This window comes from Serratia sp. MYb239, assembly GCF_002966855.1.
Taxonomy (GTDB): Bacteria; Pseudomonadota; Gammaproteobacteria; order Enterobacterales; family Enterobacteriaceae; genus Serratia_B; species Serratia_B rhizosphaerae.
Genome location: NZ_CP023268.1, coordinates 4,799,931 through 4,816,900 on the forward strand (window position 1 = coordinate 4,799,931; position 16,970 = coordinate 4,816,900).

At 56.8% G+C, this 16,970-nt stretch carries 14 protein-coding genes; 6 read left to right on the plus strand and 8 right to left on the minus strand.

Annotated elements, in window-relative coordinates:
* Positions 1-76: 76 nt before the first annotated feature.
* On the plus strand, positions 77-1,180 hold the full coding sequence (gene trmA / locus CLM71_RS22955; RefSeq protein ID WP_105233032.1) for a tRNA (uridine(54)-C5)-methyltransferase TrmA: 1,104 nt from the start codon (positions 77-79) through the stop codon (positions 1,178-1,180).
* Between the two features lie 45 nt (positions 1,181-1,225).
* Here trmA and CLM71_RS22960 read toward each other — a convergent pair whose 3' ends face one another.
* Both CLM71_RS22960 and fabR read right to left on the minus strand, forming a co-directional pair.
* On the minus strand, positions 1,226-1,600 hold the full coding sequence (locus CLM71_RS22960; protein WP_105233033.1) for a YijD family membrane protein: 375 nt from the start codon (positions 1,598-1,600) through the stop codon (positions 1,226-1,228).
* 18 nt (positions 1,601-1,618) lie between these two features.
* Complete coding sequence (gene fabR / locus CLM71_RS22965) at positions 1,619-2,251, minus strand: HTH-type transcriptional repressor FabR (RefSeq protein WP_015962297.1); 633 nt, start codon at positions 2,249-2,251, stop codon at positions 1,619-1,621.
* A 216-nt stretch (positions 2,252-2,467) separates the two neighbouring features.
* Here fabR and sthA point away from each other — a divergent pair, with 216 nt between their 5' ends.
* The gene (gene sthA, locus CLM71_RS22970) at positions 2,468-3,865 is read left to right on the plus strand and encodes a Si-specific NAD(P)(+) transhydrogenase (protein ID WP_105233034.1); all 1,398 of its coding nucleotides are present in this window, start codon (positions 2,468-2,470) and stop codon (positions 3,863-3,865) included.
* Here sthA and oxyR read toward each other — a convergent pair.
* Entirely contained in the window at positions 3,848-4,765 is a 918-nt protein-coding gene (gene oxyR / locus CLM71_RS22975; protein WP_105233035.1) for a DNA-binding transcriptional regulator OxyR, read from the minus strand. The genes sthA and oxyR overlap by 18 nt on opposite strands.
* Positions 4,766-4,916: 151 nt before the next feature.
* Here oxyR and CLM71_RS22980 point away from each other — a divergent pair, with 151 nt between their 5' ends.
* Positions 4,917-5,648 (plus strand): glutathione peroxidase, encoded by a 732-nt coding sequence (locus CLM71_RS22980; protein WP_105233036.1) that lies wholly within the window; start codon positions 4,917-4,919, stop codon positions 5,646-5,648.
* Positions 5,649-5,837: 189 nt separating this feature from the next.
* On the opposite strand, the gene argH is transcribed toward CLM71_RS22980, so the two are convergent.
* The 4 genes from argH to argC all read right to left on the minus strand — a co-directional run bounded on the left by argH (position 5,838) and on the right by argC (position 10,337).
* Positions 5,838-7,211 (minus strand): argininosuccinate lyase, encoded by a 1,374-nt coding sequence (argH, locus tag CLM71_RS22985; protein WP_105233037.1) that lies wholly within the window; start codon positions 7,209-7,211, stop codon positions 5,838-5,840.
* Positions 7,212-7,296: 85 nt separating this feature from the next.
* Positions 7,297-8,511, minus strand: a complete 1,215-nt coding sequence (locus tag CLM71_RS22990) for an argininosuccinate synthase (RefSeq protein WP_105233038.1) — start codon at positions 8,509-8,511, stop codon at positions 7,297-7,299.
* A gap of 27 nt (positions 8,512-8,538) precedes the next feature.
* Positions 8,539-9,312: an acetylglutamate kinase gene (gene argB / locus CLM71_RS22995; protein ID WP_105233039.1), complete on the minus strand. Its 774-nt coding sequence runs from the start codon at positions 9,310-9,312 to the stop codon at positions 8,539-8,541.
* Between the two features lie 20 nt (positions 9,313-9,332).
* A complete protein-coding gene (gene argC, locus CLM71_RS23000) occupies positions 9,333-10,337 on the minus strand; it encodes an N-acetyl-gamma-glutamyl-phosphate reductase (RefSeq protein WP_105233040.1) in 1,005 nt (334 codons plus the stop codon).
* A 217-nt stretch (positions 10,338-10,554) separates the two neighbouring features.
* On the opposite strand from argC, the gene argE reads away from it, so the two are divergent.
* The 3 genes from argE (at position 10,555) to CLM71_RS23015 (ending at position 15,300) form a co-directional block, all read left to right on the plus strand.
* Positions 10,555-11,700, plus strand: coding sequence for an acetylornithine deacetylase (gene argE / locus CLM71_RS23005; RefSeq protein WP_105233041.1), 1,146 nt, complete (start codon positions 10,555-10,557; stop codon positions 11,698-11,700).
* Between the two features lie 335 nt (positions 11,701-12,035).
* Positions 12,036-14,681, plus strand: coding sequence for a phosphoenolpyruvate carboxylase (gene ppc, locus CLM71_RS23010; protein ID WP_105233042.1), 2,646 nt, complete (start codon positions 12,036-12,038; stop codon positions 14,679-14,681).
* 454 nt (positions 14,682-15,135) lie between these two features.
* Complete coding sequence (locus CLM71_RS23015; protein ID WP_187043904.1) at positions 15,136-15,300, plus strand: hypothetical protein; 165 nt, start codon at positions 15,136-15,138, stop codon at positions 15,298-15,300.
* Positions 15,301-15,896: 596 nt separating this feature from the next.
* On the opposite strand, the gene metF is transcribed toward CLM71_RS23015, so the two are convergent.
* Positions 15,897-16,793: a methylenetetrahydrofolate reductase gene (metF, locus tag CLM71_RS23020; RefSeq protein WP_105233043.1), complete on the minus strand. Its 897-nt coding sequence runs from the start codon at positions 16,791-16,793 to the stop codon at positions 15,897-15,899.
* Between the last annotated feature and the right edge of the window lie 177 nt (positions 16,794-16,970).

A 16,970-nucleotide genomic window follows, 5' to 3' on the forward strand; every position in this document is an offset into this window, starting at 1 on the left:
GACAGCGGACAAAACTGGACTTCACAGCCCAATTCCCTACAATCCCCGCTGATCCAATTTGACTGACGAGAAGACCATGACCCCCGAGAATTTGCCGATTGAACGCTACGACGAGCAGCTGGCGGAAAAAACCAGCCGCCTGAAAACCATGATGTCGCCGTTCGGGGCGCCCGAGCCGGAAGTGTACCGCTCGCCAGTCCAGCACTACCGCATGCGCGCCGAGTTTCGCATCTGGCATGATGAAGACGAGATGTACCACATCATGTTCGATCAGCAGACCAAGCAGCGCATCCGCATCGATCGTTTCCCGGCCGCCAGCGAGCTGATTAACCGCCTGATGCAGGCGCTGATCGCCGCCATCAAACCGGAACCCATCCTGCGGCGTAAGCTGTTCCAGATTGATTATCTCTCCACCCAAAGCGGCAAAATCATCGCCTCACTGCTGTATCACCGCAAACTGGACGAAGAGTGGCGGCAGCATGCGGAGCAACTGCGTGACGCGCTGCGCGCGCAAGGCTTCGACCTGCACCTGATCGGCCGTGCGTCAAAAATGAAGATGATGCTGGATCAGGATTATGTCGATGAAGTGCTGCCGGTCGCCGGCCGCGACATGATCTACCGCCAGGTGGAAAACAGCTTTACCCAGCCCAACGCGGCGATGAATGTGCAAATGCTGGAGTGGGCGCTGGACGTGACCGCCGGCGCCAAAGGCGATCTGCTGGAGCTGTACTGCGGGAACGGCAATTTCTCGCTGGCGCTGGCGCGCAACTTCGAGCGCGTACTGGCCACCGAGATCGCCAAGCCTTCGGTTGCGGCGGCGCAATACAATATCGCCGCCAATCAGATCGATAACGTGCAGATCATTCGGATGTCGGCGGAAGAGTTTACTCAGGCAATGAACGGCGTGCGCAGCTTCAACCGTCTGCAGGGCATTGAATTAAGTGACTATAACTGCGAGACGATTTTTGTCGATCCGCCGCGCAGCGGGCTGGATGACGAGACGGTGAAGATGGTGCAGGCCTACCCGCGCATTCTGTATATTTCCTGCAATCCGGAAACGCTGTGCGCCAATCTGGCGACCCTACAGGAAACGCATCAGGTTACACGTCTGGCGCTGTTCGATCAGTTCCCGTATACCCACCATATGGAGTGCGGCGTACTGTTGGAAAAACGCGCCTGATCGTTATATTGTCGGGCGCTCAGCGGCGCCCGACATCAGCCACGCTTATGACTGCGGGCCGTTCTCAACGTTAAGCGCTTTGCGCGCCTTCAACTTCACGCCCAGCCACAACACCAGCGCTACGCACAGAATCGACGGCAGGAAGTTGGAGCCGATCTGCGGATATTCCGCGCGCACAATGGCGCTATACAGCAGCAGCCCCAGTAAAAAGCAGCCCGCCGCCAGCTTTGGCATACCGTCCGGCATCGCATGGTTAAGATAACGCTGATGCAGGCAGTACACCGCCAGCACCAAAGCAATCAGCGGGAAGACCGAAAACGGCACGACCGAACTAAACAGTGCGGCAAAAGAACCATTAACAGAAAGGCCGGCAACCAATGCCAGCAGTAAGGTGCCATTCTCACGGCCTGGTTTTTCCATTACTTTTCACCTTCTTTTTTATACGTGGGACACAGACGTTTTTTCTTGCTCGCGGCGATACCAGTAGTAAGCGCCTTTAGAGATCATGCGTAGTTGCAGCACCAGCCGCTCTTCCAGCTGGCAGCGCTGCTCAATATCAATATCCAGCGCTTCGGCGCCGGCGCTGAACACGATGGTCACCATTGCCTCGGCCTGCGCTTCGGTAAAGCTGCGCGGCATATGGTTTTCCAGTTCGAGGTAATCCGCCAGTTCGGCAATAAAATGCTGGATTTCACGCGCCACCGCGGCGCGAAATGCCGCAGAGGTGCCGGAACGTTCACGCAGCAACAGGCGAAACGCATTAGGGTTATTGCCGATAAATTCCATAAAGGTGGACACCGACGTGCGGATCACGCTGCCGCCCTTGGCGATGCGCTGACGCGCCTGCCGCATCAGCTGGCGCAGCATCAGGCCGCTTTCATCGACCATCGTCAGCCCCAGCTCATCCACATCGCGGAAATGACGATAAAACGAGGTCGGCGCAATCCCTGCCTCGCGGGAAACTTCCCGCAGGCTCAGGCTGGCGAAACTGCGTTCGGCGCTGAGTTGGCTAAAAGCCGCCTCAATCAGGGAACGACGCGTCCGTTCTTTCTGTTGTGCTCTGACGCCCATATGCATATCCAGATAACTTCCATTCTCTCAGTCTAACGCCGTAAGGGTGGCAATATAGCAAATTTTATTGCAACAGCATTTATACAAACGCGCCCAGCGGCGATGATAGTCGCTCTCTGTCGCACTTTGCCTCAAAAAGCCTAATGGTGATTGGGTGTGCAGCGCTATGATGTTAAGATACCGTTGTAATTTTGTATAAGAATAGGTCCCTCCTACATGCAACAGCACTATCAATTTGACGCCATAATTATTGGCTCGGGCCCTGGCGGCGAAGGTGCCGCTATGGGGTTGGTGAAACAAGGCGCCCGTGTGGCCGTGATTGAGCGGTTCAATAACGTCGGCGGTGGTTGTACCCACTGGGGCACCATCCCCTCAAAAGCCCTCCGCCACGCCGTCAGCCGTATTATCGAATTCAACCAAAACCCGCTCTACAATAATTCCCGTACGCTCAGCGCCACTTTCCCTGACATCCTCCGCCACGCCGACAACGTTATCAATCAGCAAACGCGTATGCGCCAGGGGTTCTATGAGCGCAACCAGTGCAAACTGTTTGCCGGCGACGCCCACTTTATCGACGCCAATACCGTCAGCGTCACTTACCCGGACGGCACGCAGGACACGGTCAGCGCGACGCATATCGTCATCGCCTGCGGCTCGCGCCCTTATCATCCGGCCGGCGTCGACTTTAACCACTCGCGTATTTACGACAGCGATTCCATCCTTGAGCTGAACCACGAACCGCGCCACGTCATTATTTATGGCGCCGGGGTGATTGGCTGCGAATACGCCTCGATCTTCCGCGGCCTGAACGTCAAGGTCGATCTGATCAACACCCGCGATCGTCTGCTGGCGTTCCTCGATCAGGAAATGTCGGATTCACTCTCCTACCACTTCTGGAACAACGGCGTAGTGATCCGCCATAACGAAGAGTACGAGAAAATCGAAGGGGTGGATGACGGGGTTATCGTACACCTGAAGTCCGGCAAGAAAGTGAAAGCGGACTGCCTGCTGTACGCCAACGGCCGTACCGGTAACACCGACTCGCTGGGGCTGGAGAATGTCGGCCTGGATTCAGACAGCCGCGGGCTGCTGAAAGTCAACAGCATGTACCAAACCGCGGTGCCGCATATCTATGCCGTGGGCGACGTCATCGGCTACCCGAGCCTGGCTTCTGCCGCTTACGATCAAGGGCGCATCGCCGCGCAGGCGATCTCCAGCGGTGAAGTGGGCGGGCACCTGATCGACGATATCCCGACCGGGATTTACACCATTCCGGAAATCAGCTCCGTCGGTAAAACCGAGCAGGAACTGACGGCGATGAAAGTGCCGTATGAAGTGGGCCGCGCCCAGTTCAAACACCTGGCGCGGGCGCAGATTGCCGGCATGAACGTCGGCAGCCTGAAGATCCTGTTCCACCGCGATACGCTGGAGATCCTGGGGATCCACTGCTTTGGCGAGCGTGCCGCCGAGATCATTCACATCGGTCAGGCGATCATGGAACAGAAGAATGGAGGTAATACTATCGAGTATTTCGTTAATACTACCTTCAACTATCCAACCATGGCCGAAGCCTACCGGGTGGCGGCACTCAACGGCTTAAACCGCTTGTTTTAACGTCGAGCCGATGTAACTTTGCATATGCTCGCGAATCGCCTCGGCCAGCTGCTCATAACGACTGCGCAGCGGGGAGCCGGGGCGATATACCAGCGCAATGGTGCGTTTCGGCTCCGGTTTATAGCAATCCAGATAGCACACGCCGTCACGCTCGCGTTCCGACGGCACCGCCAGTGAAGGCAGCAGCGTAATCCCGCTGCCAGCGGCCACCATATTGCGCAGCGTCTCCAGACTGGTAGCGCGGAAATGGGTGTCCTCATCCGCACCGGCCTGGAAACAAAAGCCCATCGCCTGATCGCGCAGGCAGTGGCCGTCTTCCAGCATCAGCAGTTTTTCCCCTGACAGATCCGGCATCGCGACGCGCTCACGCTGCGCCCACGGATGATCGGAATAGACCGCCAGCTTCATCGGTTCGTCAAACAGCGGCACTTCAATAAAGGCTTCGGTCTCTTTGACCAACGCCAGAATCGCGCAATCCAGCTTGCCGCTGTCGAGCTGGGCCAACAGCTGCTGGGTTTGTGCTTCGTGCAGATACATTTCCAGCTTCGGGAAGGACTTATGCAGCGTCGGGATAATCTGCGGCAGCAGGTAAGGCCCCACCGTCGGGATCAGACCGATATGCAGCGGCCCGGACATGGTTTCCCCCTGCTGGCTGGCCATCTCCTTTAACACCTTGACTTCACGCAGTACGGTTCGCGCCTGTTCCACCAGCAGCAGACCTGCCTGAGTAAACAGCACTTTACGGCTGGTGCGTTCCAGCAGCATCACGCCCAGTTCATCTTCCAGTTTGCGGATCTGGCCGCTCAGCGTGGGCTGGCTGACATGGCATGAATCGGCAGCGCGCCGGAAGTGGCGGTGCTCGGCCAAGGCGACCAGGTACTCTAAATCACGAATATTCATTGTTTCCCTCCACGCCACGATAGCCCGTGGCGATAGATAAGATAGCAATGAGTGATTAGAACTATCAAGTCCCGGCGTGAATAATGTTCATCAACGAAGCGGCATTGCGTCAGCAAAGAAAAATTATTTTATCTTATGAAGGGGTTACTCTATGTTTACCAGCCAAGAAGGCAAAAAAGTCCCTCAGGTTACGTTCCACACCCGCCAAGGCGACCAATGGGTCGACGTCACCACCAGCGATCTGTTTAAAGACAAGACCGTGGTCGTGTTTTCCCTGCCGGGCGCCTTTACCCCGACCTGCTCTTCCAGCCATCTGCCACGCTATAACGAGCTGTTCAGCGTGTTTAAGCAGCACGGCGTCGACAGCATCCTGTGCGTTTCCGTCAACGACACCTTCGTGATGAACGCCTGGAAGGCGGACCAGCACGCCGAAAATATTACCTTCGTGCCGGACGGCAACGGCGAATTCACCAAAGGCATGAATATGCTGGTTGAGAAAGCCGAGCTCGGCTTCGGCCCGCGTTCATGGCGCTACTCCATGCTGGTGCGCAACGGCGTGGTCGAAAAAATGTTCGTGGAACCCAACAAACCGGGCGACCCGTTTGAAGTGTCTGACGCCGACACCATGCTGAAATACCTGGCACCGGAGTTCAAAGTGCAGGAGTCCATCACCGTGTTCACCAAGCCGGGCTGTCCGTTCTGCGCCAAAGCCAAACAGATGCTGCAAGAGCGCGGCATGCAGTATGAAGAGATCGTTCTGGGCCAGGACGCGACCACCGTCAGCCTGCGCGCCGTCAGCGGCCGCGCCACCGTGCCGCAGGTATTTATCGGCGGCCGTCATATCGGCGGCAGCGACGATCTGGAAAAATTCCTGTCAGTCTGATTAACGATTAATAACAAACCCAGGTAAACATTGGGCGGGCCGGTAAAGTGGCCCGCCTTTTTTATTCTGCGGGGCCTGGACGCATTTGCGTCAGCCTGAATCGCTACCTGTGCGCCCGGCTCGCCGGCTGAAAAACGCAAAAGGCGCAGCATCATGCCGCGCCTTTACGTTGTTCACTAGCCCTGAGCGTTATGCCAGCCGCTGCTTGGCGGCGGCAATGGCGCTGGCGACCTGCTGCGGCGATACGCCGCCTTTCGCCGCGCGTTTATCAAGGCAGGACTGCAGCGACAGCACCGGATAGACGTCATCGCCGATCACGCTGCTGAACTGCTGCAAATCGGCCAGCGGCAACGCTTCCAGCGCCTTGCCCTGACGAATGGCCTCGACCACCGCCTCACCGACGATATGGTGCGCCTCACGGAAAGGCACGCCTTTGGCAACCAGGTAATCCGCCAGTTCGGTGGCATTGGCATAGCCCTGCTCCGCCGCTTCCTGACAGCGCGGACGTTTCACCTGAATACCGTCCAGCACCAGCGCCGCCATCTGCAGGCAGTCCATCCAGGTGTCGAGCGCGTCGAACAGCCCTTCTTTGTCTTCCTGCATGTCTTTGTTATACGCCAACGGCAGGCCTTTTAACGTCATCATCATGCCGGTCAATGCGCCCTGCACGCGGCCGCATTTACCGCGGATCAGCTCCAGCGCGTCCGGGTTTTTCTTCTGCGGCATCAGCGACGAGCCGGACGTCACACGGTCGGAAAGCTCAATAAAGTCCGCTTCGCCGCTGTTAAAGAAGATCAGGTCTTCGGCAAAGCGCGACAGGTGCACCATGCTGATTGAAGCGTTGGACAGCAGTTCCAGCACGTGGTCACGGTCGGAAACGCTGTCCAGACTGTTGCGGGTGGCGGAAGCAAAACCCAGCCAGCCGGCCAGCTGTTCGCGGTCAATAGGATAAGCGGTCCCCGCCAGTGCGCCGCAGCCAAGCGGGCTGACATCCAGCCGTTTCAGCGTATCCTGCAGGCGGCTTTCGTCACGGGCCAGCATTTCTACATACGCCAGGCACCAGTGAGCGAATGTCACCGGCTGTGCGCGCTGCAGGTGGGTATACCCCGGCATCACCGCATCCTGATTGGCTTCGGCAGTTTCCACCAGCGCCTGCTGCAGCTGGACGATCGCCGTCAGCAGATCGCCGACCTGCTGTTTGCACCATAGTTTCAGATCGGTCGCCACCTGATCGTTACGGCTCCGCCCGGTGTGCAGCTTTTTACCCAGATCGCCGACTTTCTCAATCAGCTTCTGCTCCACCCAACTGTGGATATCTTCCGCATCGCTCTGCACGATCGCCAGCGGATCGGCCTGCACTTCCGTCAACAAGGCGTTCAACGCCTGTTCCAGCTGCTGCTGCTCCTGCGCCGTCAGTACGTTGACGGTCGCCAGCGCTTTCGACCAGGCGACGGAGCCGACAATATCCTGCTCCGCCAGACGGTAATCGAAACGCAGTGAGTCGTTTAAGTGTTTGAACCGCTGATCCGCCGCCTGACTGAACCGCCCGCCCCAAAGTGCCATAATCTGCTCCTGAATTTTTTATGCATTCGCTCAGAACATCAGGGGCGCAGCATGCTGCGCCCCGACAAACTCACAACCGCTGACCTTACTTCTGTTCGTTCAACGCACGGATACGTGAAGACAGAGAGAACAGGCGGATAAAGCCGCCGGCATGGCTGTGGTCATAAACTTCGTCTTCGCCAAAGGTGGCGAACTCTTCTGAATACAGGCTGTTGGCCGATTTTTTCTGAACCGCCGTCACCTGGCCTTTATACAGCTGCAGCACCACTTCACCGTTCACCTCTTCCGCCAGCGCTTCGGCAGAAGCCTGGATCGAACGACGCAACGGCGCGAACCAGCGGCCGTCATAAACCACGTAGGACATTTCCAGCCCTAACTGCTCGCGCCATTTGAAGCTGTCGCGATCCAGCACCAGCTGCTCGACGCCGCGCAGCGCCGCAACCATGATGGTGCCTCCCGGGGTTTCATAGCAGCCGCGGGATTTGATGCCGACCAAACGGTTCTCGACGATATCGATCCGCCCCACGCCGTGCTTGGCGCCCAGTTCGTTCAGTTTTTCCAGGCACTGGTACGGCGTCAGTGTTTCACCGTTCACCGCCACCACCCGGCCTTTTTCTACGCGGATGGTGACCTGCTCCGGCCGATCCGGCGCTTCCAGCGGATCGACGGTCCATACCCAGCAATCTTTGTTCGGCGCATTCCACGGGCTTTCCAGCACGCCGCCTTCGGTGGAAATATGCCAGGCGTTTTCATCACGGCTGTAGATTTTTTCCAGCGACGCGGTAGTCGGAATATTACGCTCTTTCAGGTAGTCCAACAGCGCTTCACGGGAACGCAGGTTCCACTCACGCCAAGGCGCCACCACTTTCAGCTGCGGCGCCAGCGCCGTGTAAGTGGTTTCGAAACGCACCTGATCGTTACCTTTACCGGTTGCGCCGTGGCACAGCGCGTCGGCGCCAACCTTCAGCGCCAGCTCAACCTGCGCCTTGGCGATAATCGGACGCGCCATGGAGGTGCCGAGCAGGTAGGTGCCTTCATACAATGCGCCGGTCTGCAGCACCGGATAGACATAATCACGGATGAACTCTTCACGCAGGTCGACCACGTGACACTCGGAGGCGCCGGACTGCAGCGCCTTTTTCTCCACCCCTTCCAGATCGCTGCGATCCTGGCCGATATCCGCCACAAACGCCACCACTTCACAGCCGCCGTAGTTCTCTTTCAGCCACGGAATGATGGCAGAAGTATCCAGGCCGCCGGAGTAAGCCAGCACGATTTTTTTGATATTTTGGTTTTGCATTGTCTTATTCCTATTTCAAATCTGAAGTTAAGCAAGAATCCGGGTGCCGATTGATTCACCGTTGAACAGCGCCGGTAATTTTTCCGCATTGCGCCAGCTGGCGATATCGACCGGGCGGCCAAGGGTGCGGGCAGCGTCCAACGCCGCGTTAACCTTCACCACCATACCATCGGTAATGATGCCCTGTTCGATAAGCTGCTCCGCTTTTTGCGCCGTCATTTCGGCAATGCGCTGGCCCTTGCCGTCCAGAATGCCGCTGACGTCCGACAGCAGGATCAGGTCGGCGCCCAGCGTGGCGGCCAGCGCCGTCGCGGCCTGGTCGGCATTGACATTCATCAGCTCGCCGCCGGCGGTAATGCCGATGGAGCTGACAACCGGCAGATAACCCGCGCCCAGCAGGGTTTGCAGCAGTGCCGGCGACCCCGGCTGCGCGTTGCCCACGTGGCCCAGCTCCGGATCGAGCTGCGTAACCGCAACGCTGTTGCCGTCCGCCAGGCTCAGGCCGACCGCGTTGATTTGGTGCTTAACCGCCCAGGCCAGCAGGGTTTTATTGGCCGTGCCCGCCAGCGCGCCGGTAATAATGTCGATCTGTTCAGCGGGTGTGACCCGCAGGCCGTTTTTCTTCACCACCGGCAAAGACAGCTGCTTCATCAGCTCATCCACCACGCAGCCGCCGCCGTGCACGATCACCAGCGGACGCTGATACTGGGCGCGATAGCTGTCCAGCGCGGTAAACAGACGCTCCAGCGCTTCTTCACTGTCTAATAACACGCCACCTAACTTGATAATTAACGGATTCATCGTTATTTACTCACGCGGACTTAAAGTAATGATTGGGTTTCAGGGAACCCAAAGCGAATATTCAGGCACTGCACCGCCTGAGCGGCCGCGCCTTTTAACAGGTTATCTTCCACCGCTACGACGATCAGGTGCTCGCCCTGCACGGCAAAGCCGATATCGCAGAATGGCAGCCCCACCACCGCCTTCAGCGCCGGCACGCCCTGTTCGTACAGCCGCACCAGCGGCTTGTCGTCATAGGCGGCATGATAGGCGGCGGCGATATCCGCAGCGCTCACGCCGGGCTGCAGCCGGCAGGTAATGGTTTCCAGAATGCCGCGCGGGAAGTTGCCCAAATGCGGGGTGAAGATCACCGGTGCGCCGAGATGTGCGGCGATTTCCGGCTGATGCCGGTGGGTGAAAATTCCATACGGCTGCAGGCTCACTTCGCAAAAGCTGGTGGTGACGCTGGCCTTGCGTCCGGCGCCGCTGACGCCGCTGGTGGCGTTAATCACCGGCCACTGCGTCAGGTTCAGCAACTGGCCGTCGATCAGCGGTTTTAGCGCCAGCTGAGCGGCGGTCGGGTAGCAGCCCGGCACCGCAATCAGCTGCGCCGTTTTGATTTTTTCGCTCTGCCACTCGGCCAGCCCGTACACCGCCTGTTCCAGCCAGCCGGCATGCTGATGCTCAAACCCGTAATATTGCTGATAAAACGCCGCATCCTGCACCCGGAAGGCGCCGGATAGATCAAACACCACACAGCCGGCAGCCAGAAACGCCGGCGCAATGTCATGGCTGACTTCATGGGCGGTGGCGAGGAACACCACATCAATGCCCTGCGCCGCTTGCGCCACGTCCGTCAGCGGCTGCAGCGGTAAATCAACGATGCCTTTCAACTGAGGATGCAGGTCGGAAAGCAATTTTCCTGCATCTGCACTTTGCGCTGAAACCGCTAAAGCGGTTATGTTCATATGTGGGTGGCGATTCAGGTACGCCGTGAGCTCCGCTCCGGCATAGCCGCTGGCACCAACGATCAGCGTGTTCAACATGTGGCCTTTCACCTTCTAAACTTGCCAAGTGGTCGCTTGCGACCCCGGTAACAGGGCTCGACCGCGTTGTTGCGTCGTTCACCCACGTGATTGAGCGTTGATGTTTTTATAAACATCCGGTCCTCGGGTTCCGTTACGCTTTAGTTTACTGTATTTTTATTCAAAATAAATGCATGAATATTGATACTACCCTAACCAAAGGCTGTCAACAGTGAAGATGAAATTACCTCCATTTATTGAGCTGTACCGGGCGCTGATCGCCACCCCGTCGATCAGCGCCACCGATGGCGCTCTCGATCAGAGTAATGAAGCGTTAATCAATTTGCTGGCCGGCTGGTTTAGCGATTTAGGCTTCCGCGTCGACGTACAACCGGTGCCGGACACCCGCAACAAATTCAACCTGCTGGCCAGCATCGGTGAAGGCAGCGGCGGCCTGCTGCTTGCCGGCCACACCGACACCGTACCTTATGATGAAGGACGCTGGACGCGCGATCCGTTCACTCTGACCGAACATGACAATAAGCTGTACGGTCTCGGCACGGCGGATATGAAAGGTTTCTTTGCTTTTATTCTGGATGCGGTGCGCGATATCGACGCCAGCAAACTGACCAAGCCGCTGTATATCCTGGCCACGGCGGATGAAGAAACGACGATGGCCGGCGCACGCTATTTTGCCGCCTCAACCGCCATCCGCCCGGATTTCGCCATCATCGGCGAACCGACGTCGTTACGCCCGGTGCGCGCGCATAAAGGCCACCTCTCCAACGCCATCCGCATCACCGGCCAGTCCGGCCACTCAAGCGATCCGGCGCGCGGTGTTAACGCCATCGATCTGATGCATGAATCGATCGGCCATCTGATGGAACTGCGTAACACCCTGCAGGAACGCTATAACAATCCGGCGTTTGCCGTGCCGTATCCGACGATGAACTTCGGGCATATTCATGGCGGCGATGCGGCAAACCGTATTTGCGCCTGTTGTGAACTGCATCTGGATATCCGTCCGCTGCCGGGCATGACGCTGGAGAATATTAATGAGCTGATGCACAGCGCACTGGCGCCGGTCAGCGAACGCTGGCCGGGCCGGCTGAGCATTGATGAACTGCATCCGCCGATCCCCGGCTACGAGTGCCCGACCGATCACCATCTGGTGGCAGTGATCGAGCAGCTGCTGGGCTCACGCACTGAGGTGGTTAACTACTGCACCGAAGCGCCGTTCGTCCAGGAAGTGTGCCCGACGCTGGTGCTGGGCCCCGGCTCCATCAACCAGGCGCACCAGCCGGATGAATACATTGATACCGCCTTTATTGAACCAACCCGCACGCTGATCGGCCAGCTGGTCGATCACTTCTGCCATCAATAAACCAACGAAATCATAGGGGCAATGACCTATCATGCCCCTTGCTGAAAGGCGTAAGCCTGTGCGTAATTAGCCAGACTGATAAGCCGCAGGCTGTAATTAAATTTCAGAAAAAACGATGATTTTGATGTTTTTTTGCTGAAAATAGTGTCAATTAACCATTGGACAGACACGTGGTGCGATAAAACAGGCTTCCTTTGCCTGACACGTGAAATTTACTTACAACAGATACCTAAATGCATCCGGGGTGGTATCCAGGCATCAGGGACAACAGCCAAAACAGATACATCCCGCACATGAAAGGTATGCAAATACGTACAGATTGGGTCAGGGGTTATATGAACGAACAATATTCGGCAATGCGAAGTAATGTCAGTATGCTCGGCAAATTGCTCGGCGAAACCATTAAAGAAGCGCTGGGCGAGCATATTCTCGATCGTGTTGAAACCATCCGTAAACTTTCCAAATCTTCACGCGCAGGCAATGAGGCGCATCGTCAGGAACTGCTCACTACGCTGCAAAACCTGTCCAACGATGAGCTGCTGCCCGTAGCGCGCGCTTTCAGCCAATTCCTCAATTTAACCAACGTGGCCGAGCAGTATCACAGCATTTCGCCGCACGGCGAGGCCGCCAGCAATCCGGAAGCGATGGCGCAGCTGTTCAGCCGCCTGAAAGGCAAAAAACTCAGTAACAAAGAGCTGTGCGATGCCGTGGATCAACTCTCCATCGAGCTGGTGCTCACCGCCCACCCGACGGAAATCACCCGCCGCACCCTGATCCACAAACTGGTGGAGGTGAATACCTGCCTCAGCCAGCTGGACCACAACGATCTGGCCGACTACGAGCGCAACAAAATCATGCGCCGTCTGCGTCAGCTGGTGGCGCAGTCGTGGCACACCGATGAAATCCGTAAAAACCGCCCTTCGCCGATCGATGAAGCCAAGTGGGGTTTTGCGGTGGTGGAAAACAGCCTGTGGGAAGGCGTTCCGGCCTTCCTGCGCGAATTTAACGAACAGCTGGAAAACGCCATCGACTACCGTCTGCCGGTGGAGGCCGTACCGGTACGCTTTACCTCCTGGATGGGCGGCGACCGTGACGGCAACCCGAACGTCACCGCAGAAATCACCCGCCACGTGCTGCTGTTGAGCCGCTGGAAAGCCTGCGACCTGTTCACCCGCGATATTCAGGTGCTGGTCTCGGAACTGTCGATGACCGAATGTACGCCGGAACTGCGCGAGCTGGCCGGCGGCGAGTCGGTGCAGGAGCCATACCGTGAGATCATGAAGCGCCTGCGCAGCCAGTTGATCGGTTCGCAGACCTATCTGGAAGGCCGCCTGAAAGGCGAACGTATGCTGAAGCCACACGACCTGCTGGTAAGTAACGAGCAGCTGTGGGAACCGCTGTTCGCCTGCTATCAGTCGCTGGTCGCCTGCGGCATGGGCATCATCGCCAACGGCCAGCTGCTCGATACCCTGCGCCGCGTGCGCTGCTTCGGCGTGCCGCTGGTGCGCATCGACGTACGTCAGGAGAGCACCCGCCACACCGAAGCCATCGCCGAACTGACGCGCTATCTGGGCCTGGGCGATTATGAGAGCTGGTCAGAAGCGGATAAACAGGCGTTCCTGATCCGCGAGCTGAACTCCAAGCGTCCGCTGGTGCCGCTGCAGTGGCAACCGAGTGAAGATACGCAGGAAGTGCTGGAAACCTGCCGGGTGATCGCCGAAGCGCCGCAGGGATCCATCGCCGCCTATGTGATCTCCATGGCGCGTACGCCGTCTGACGTGCTGGCGGTGCACCTGCTGCTCAAAGAGGCCGGCTGCCCGTTCGCTCTGCCGGTGGCGCCACTGTTCGAAACCCTGGACGATCTGAACAACGCCGACGACGTGATGACCCAGTTGCTGAATATCGACTGGTACCGCGGCTTTATCCAGGGCAAGCAGATGGTGATGATTGGCTATTCCGATTCGGCGAAAGACGCCGGCGTGATGGCCGCCTCCTGGGCGCAGTACCGTGCGCAGGACGCGCTGATCAAAACCTGCGAAAAAGCCGGCGTCGCGCTGACGCTGTTCCACGGCCGCGGCGGCTCAATCGGCCGCGGTGGCGCGCCGGCCCATGCGGCACTGCTGTCACAGCCGCCCGGCAGCCTGAAAGGCGGGCTGCGCGTCACCGAACAGGGGGAGATGATCCGCTTCAAGTTCGGCCTGCCGGAAGTCACCATCAGCAGCCTGGCGTTGTATACCGGCGCCATTCTGGAAGCCAACCTGCTGCCGCCGCCGGAACCGAAGAAAGAGTGGCGCACCCTGATGGACGAGCTATCCGACACTTCATGCCAGATGTATCGCGGCTACGTGCGCGAAAACCCGGAGTTTGTGCCCTACTTCCGCGCTGCCACGCCGGAACTGGAGCTGGGTAAACTGCCGCTGGGCTCGCGCCCGGCCAAACGCCGGCCGAACGGCGGCGTGGAAAGCCTGCGCGCCATTCCGTGGATCTTCGCCTGGACGCAGAACCGCCTGATGCTGCCAGCCTGGCTGGGCGCCGGCGCCGGTCTGCAGGAAGCAGTGAAGGCCGGCAAGCAGGAGCAGTTGGCAACGATGTGCCGCGACTGGCCGTTCTTCTCCACCCGCATCGCCATGCTGGAAATGGTGTTCGCCAAGGCCGACCTGTGGCTGGCGGAATACTACGATCAGCGCCTGGTGGATGAGTCACTGTGGCCGCTGGGCAAACAGCTGCGCGAGCAGTTGGAAAGCGACATCAAAGTGGTATTGGCCATCGCCAACGATGACAACCTGATGGAAGACCTGCCGTGGATCGCCGAATCCATCGCACTGCGCAACGTCTATACCGATCCGCTGAACGTTCTGCAGGCGGAGCTGCTGCACCGCTCACGTCAGCAAGAAGAAAACGGCCAGCAAGACGCACGCGTCGAGCAGGCATTAATGGTCACCATCGCCGGCGTCGCCGCCGGGATGCGCAATACCGGCTAAGTCATAGGCCTGCCACGTCTCTGACCAATGCCCGCTATTGATATAGCGGGCATTTTTTGTCTGTAGTTATTCAGCCAGGCAGAGGATGCCGTAAAGACTGCAGCGATAAACCCGTGATAAAAAACCTGTTTAATTTATTAAGACATCTAACGGCCTGCTTTCTTCCTTATTCAGTTTAGTAAAAAAGGGCGATTAAATGCCTTCCCTATCAAACCACTATCTGGAGGCATAGTTTATCTAATCAGTGAGGGTTAAAGGGAAACCATGTAAAAAACATTTTCTGGTGTACCCACCACGGGGCATTAGGTTACTATTGCTGGAACAATGGGTTGGAACTATAAGAGGGATAATATGCCACGTAACATTGCCCCCGGTTATTGAATACGGGAAATCGGCCTTTAAAGAATATTCTAAATTTGGATTCAGTACTGCAGGTGGACTTGGAGGAAAGGCAATGATGGCAACCGCAGAAGGGGCCATTCGCATCGGTTTAGGAATAGTAACTGCACCTGCCGCCGGAGCTGGGGGGTTCGCGTGTGCTGCTGTAGGCTCGCTGGCAGGCGGATATCTCGGTAGCCAGTCCGGCGAAGCGTTTATTGATTACCTCCTTAAAGACTAAAATGATAACTGTAATTTCTTATCTTGGAATCGGCTCAGCATGGATATCTATCATCTCCATGGTGTATTTATTCTTTTATTTTTGTAAATAAAAGGCAATTGCTATACAATTATCAATGAATATCTATCCAAAAATTTTTCATTTGGTGCTGCGTACCATTTCCACTCGCTGATGGGGTTCTTTGGTTCGTTTGGGATGTCGTACTACTTTCATTGTTTAAAACACAAAAGAAAACCACTATTTATGCACGACGAAAACGACGCTATCTATAGCTTCCTTGAAGAAATAAACCCTAAAATATCAGCATGGATAGACACTTATTACAGAATCACTGCATTAGCTTTTTCCTTTATTTTACTTTCTTATTTTATGGCAATAATAAAATATATATTTTTGAATTTCATATTAAATAAATAATTCTCAATTTACCCTCCCCGTTACCACACCGCCTGGAGGGATCTGGCGGAATTTTCTACACCAAAATACCGGCTAAGTTGGCAAGCAGGAGGTGCGATGGCACCTCCTTTCCTCGTCTTTCCTACCGAGATAAAAAAGCGCTGTTTATACAGCGCTTTTTTGCATCGTTCATCTATCTATCAGGCCGCCGCTATTGGCCGCACGCCCAGCGTATGGCAAATCGCATAGCTCATCTCGGCGCGGTTCAGGGTATAGAAGTGGAAATCTTTTACTCCTTCGCGGCTGAGGATTTTCACCATATCCATCGCAATATTGGCCCCCACCATCTTGCGCGTTTCCGGATCGTCATCCAACCCGGCGAACATGCTGGTCATCCAGCTCGGCACCCGCACGTTGGTCATGGTGGCGAAGCGCTGCAGCTGCTTGAAGTTGGACACCGGCAGGATGCCCGGCACGATTTCAACGTCAATGCCGGTGGCGACGCAGCGGTCGCGAAAACGCAGGTAACTTTCCACGTCAAAGAAGAATTGGGTAATCGCACGGTTGGCGCCGGCGTCAATCTTACGCTTCAGGTTGATCAGGTCGGCCTGTGCGCTTTTCGCCTCCGGGTGCACTTCCGGATAAGCCGCCACCGAAATATCGAAATCGCCGACATCCTTCAGCAGCGCCACCAGATCGGTTGCGTACATCTCCGGCTTGCCGCTGCCCGGCGGCAGATCGCCGCGCAGCGCCACGATATGACGGATACCGTTGTTCCAGTAATCGCTGGCGATCGCGCTCAGCTGTTCACGTGAGGCGTCAATACAGGTCAGGTGTGGTGCGGCATCGAGGCCGGTGCGGTCCTTAATCCCCTTGATGATGCCGTGGGTGCGATCGCGTTCGCCAGAATTGGCGCCGTAGGTGACCGAGACGAATTTAGGTTTCAGGCTGCTCAGACGATCGATCGACTGCCACAGAGTCTCTTCCATTTCGCTGGTGCGCGGCGGAAAGAACTCAAACGATACGTTAATCTGACCGTTTAATTCGGCCAGGCTCTGGTTCAGCGCTTCCCGCTGGTTTGCGTGAAAAAAACTCATACCTGTCTGCCTCTTGTCGATCGCGGTGTTATCTTAATAAGCGTCTATACGTTTAGACGTCTAGATTGAAAATGCCGGATGTTGGTGAAAGAGTCAACAGAAAAGTGAGGGTAATACGATGATTAATCCTCATCGCCACCGGCGAGAATTTCATGTTAGCCGCGGCTAAAAAAACAA

Coding starts and splice junctions, on each gene's coding strand:
- CLM71_RS22960 (WP_105233033.1), bottom strand. CDS start 1,600: ATGGAAAAACCAGGCCGTGAGAATGGCACCTTACTGCTGGCATTGGTT.
- CLM71_RS23015 (WP_187043904.1), top strand. CDS start 15,136: ATGATGGCAACCGCAGAAGGGGCCATTCGCATCGGTTTAGGAATAGTA.
- oxyR (WP_105233035.1), bottom strand. CDS start 4,765: ATGAATATTCGTGATTTAGAGTACCTGGTCGCCTTGGCCGAGCACCGC.
- argE (WP_105233041.1), top strand. CDS start 10,555: ATGAAATTACCTCCATTTATTGAGCTGTACCGGGCGCTGATCGCCACC.
- ppc (WP_105233042.1), top strand. CDS start 12,036: ATGAACGAACAATATTCGGCAATGCGAAGTAATGTCAGTATGCTCGGC.
- sthA (WP_105233034.1), top strand. CDS start 2,468: ATGCAACAGCACTATCAATTTGACGCCATAATTATTGGCTCGGGCCCT.
- argC (WP_105233040.1), bottom strand. CDS start 10,337: ATGTTGAACACGCTGATCGTTGGTGCCAGCGGCTATGCCGGAGCGGAG.
- argH (WP_105233037.1), bottom strand. CDS start 7,211: ATGGCACTTTGGGGCGGGCGGTTCAGTCAGGCGGCGGATCAGCGGTTC.
- metF (WP_105233043.1), bottom strand. CDS start 16,793: ATGAGTTTTTTTCACGCAAACCAGCGGGAAGCGCTGAACCAGAGCCTG.
- argB (WP_105233039.1), bottom strand. CDS start 9,312: ATGAATCCGTTAATTATCAAGTTAGGTGGCGTGTTATTAGACAGTGAA.
- CLM71_RS22980 (WP_105233036.1), top strand. CDS start 4,917: ATGTTTACCAGCCAAGAAGGCAAAAAAGTCCCTCAGGTTACGTTCCAC.
- fabR (WP_015962297.1), bottom strand. CDS start 2,251: ATGGGCGTCAGAGCACAACAGAAAGAACGGACGCGTCGTTCCCTGATT.
- CLM71_RS22990 (WP_105233038.1), bottom strand. CDS start 8,511: ATGCAAAACCAAAATATCAAAAAAATCGTGCTGGCTTACTCCGGCGGC.
- trmA (WP_105233032.1), top strand. CDS start 77: ATGACCCCCGAGAATTTGCCGATTGAACGCTACGACGAGCAGCTGGCG.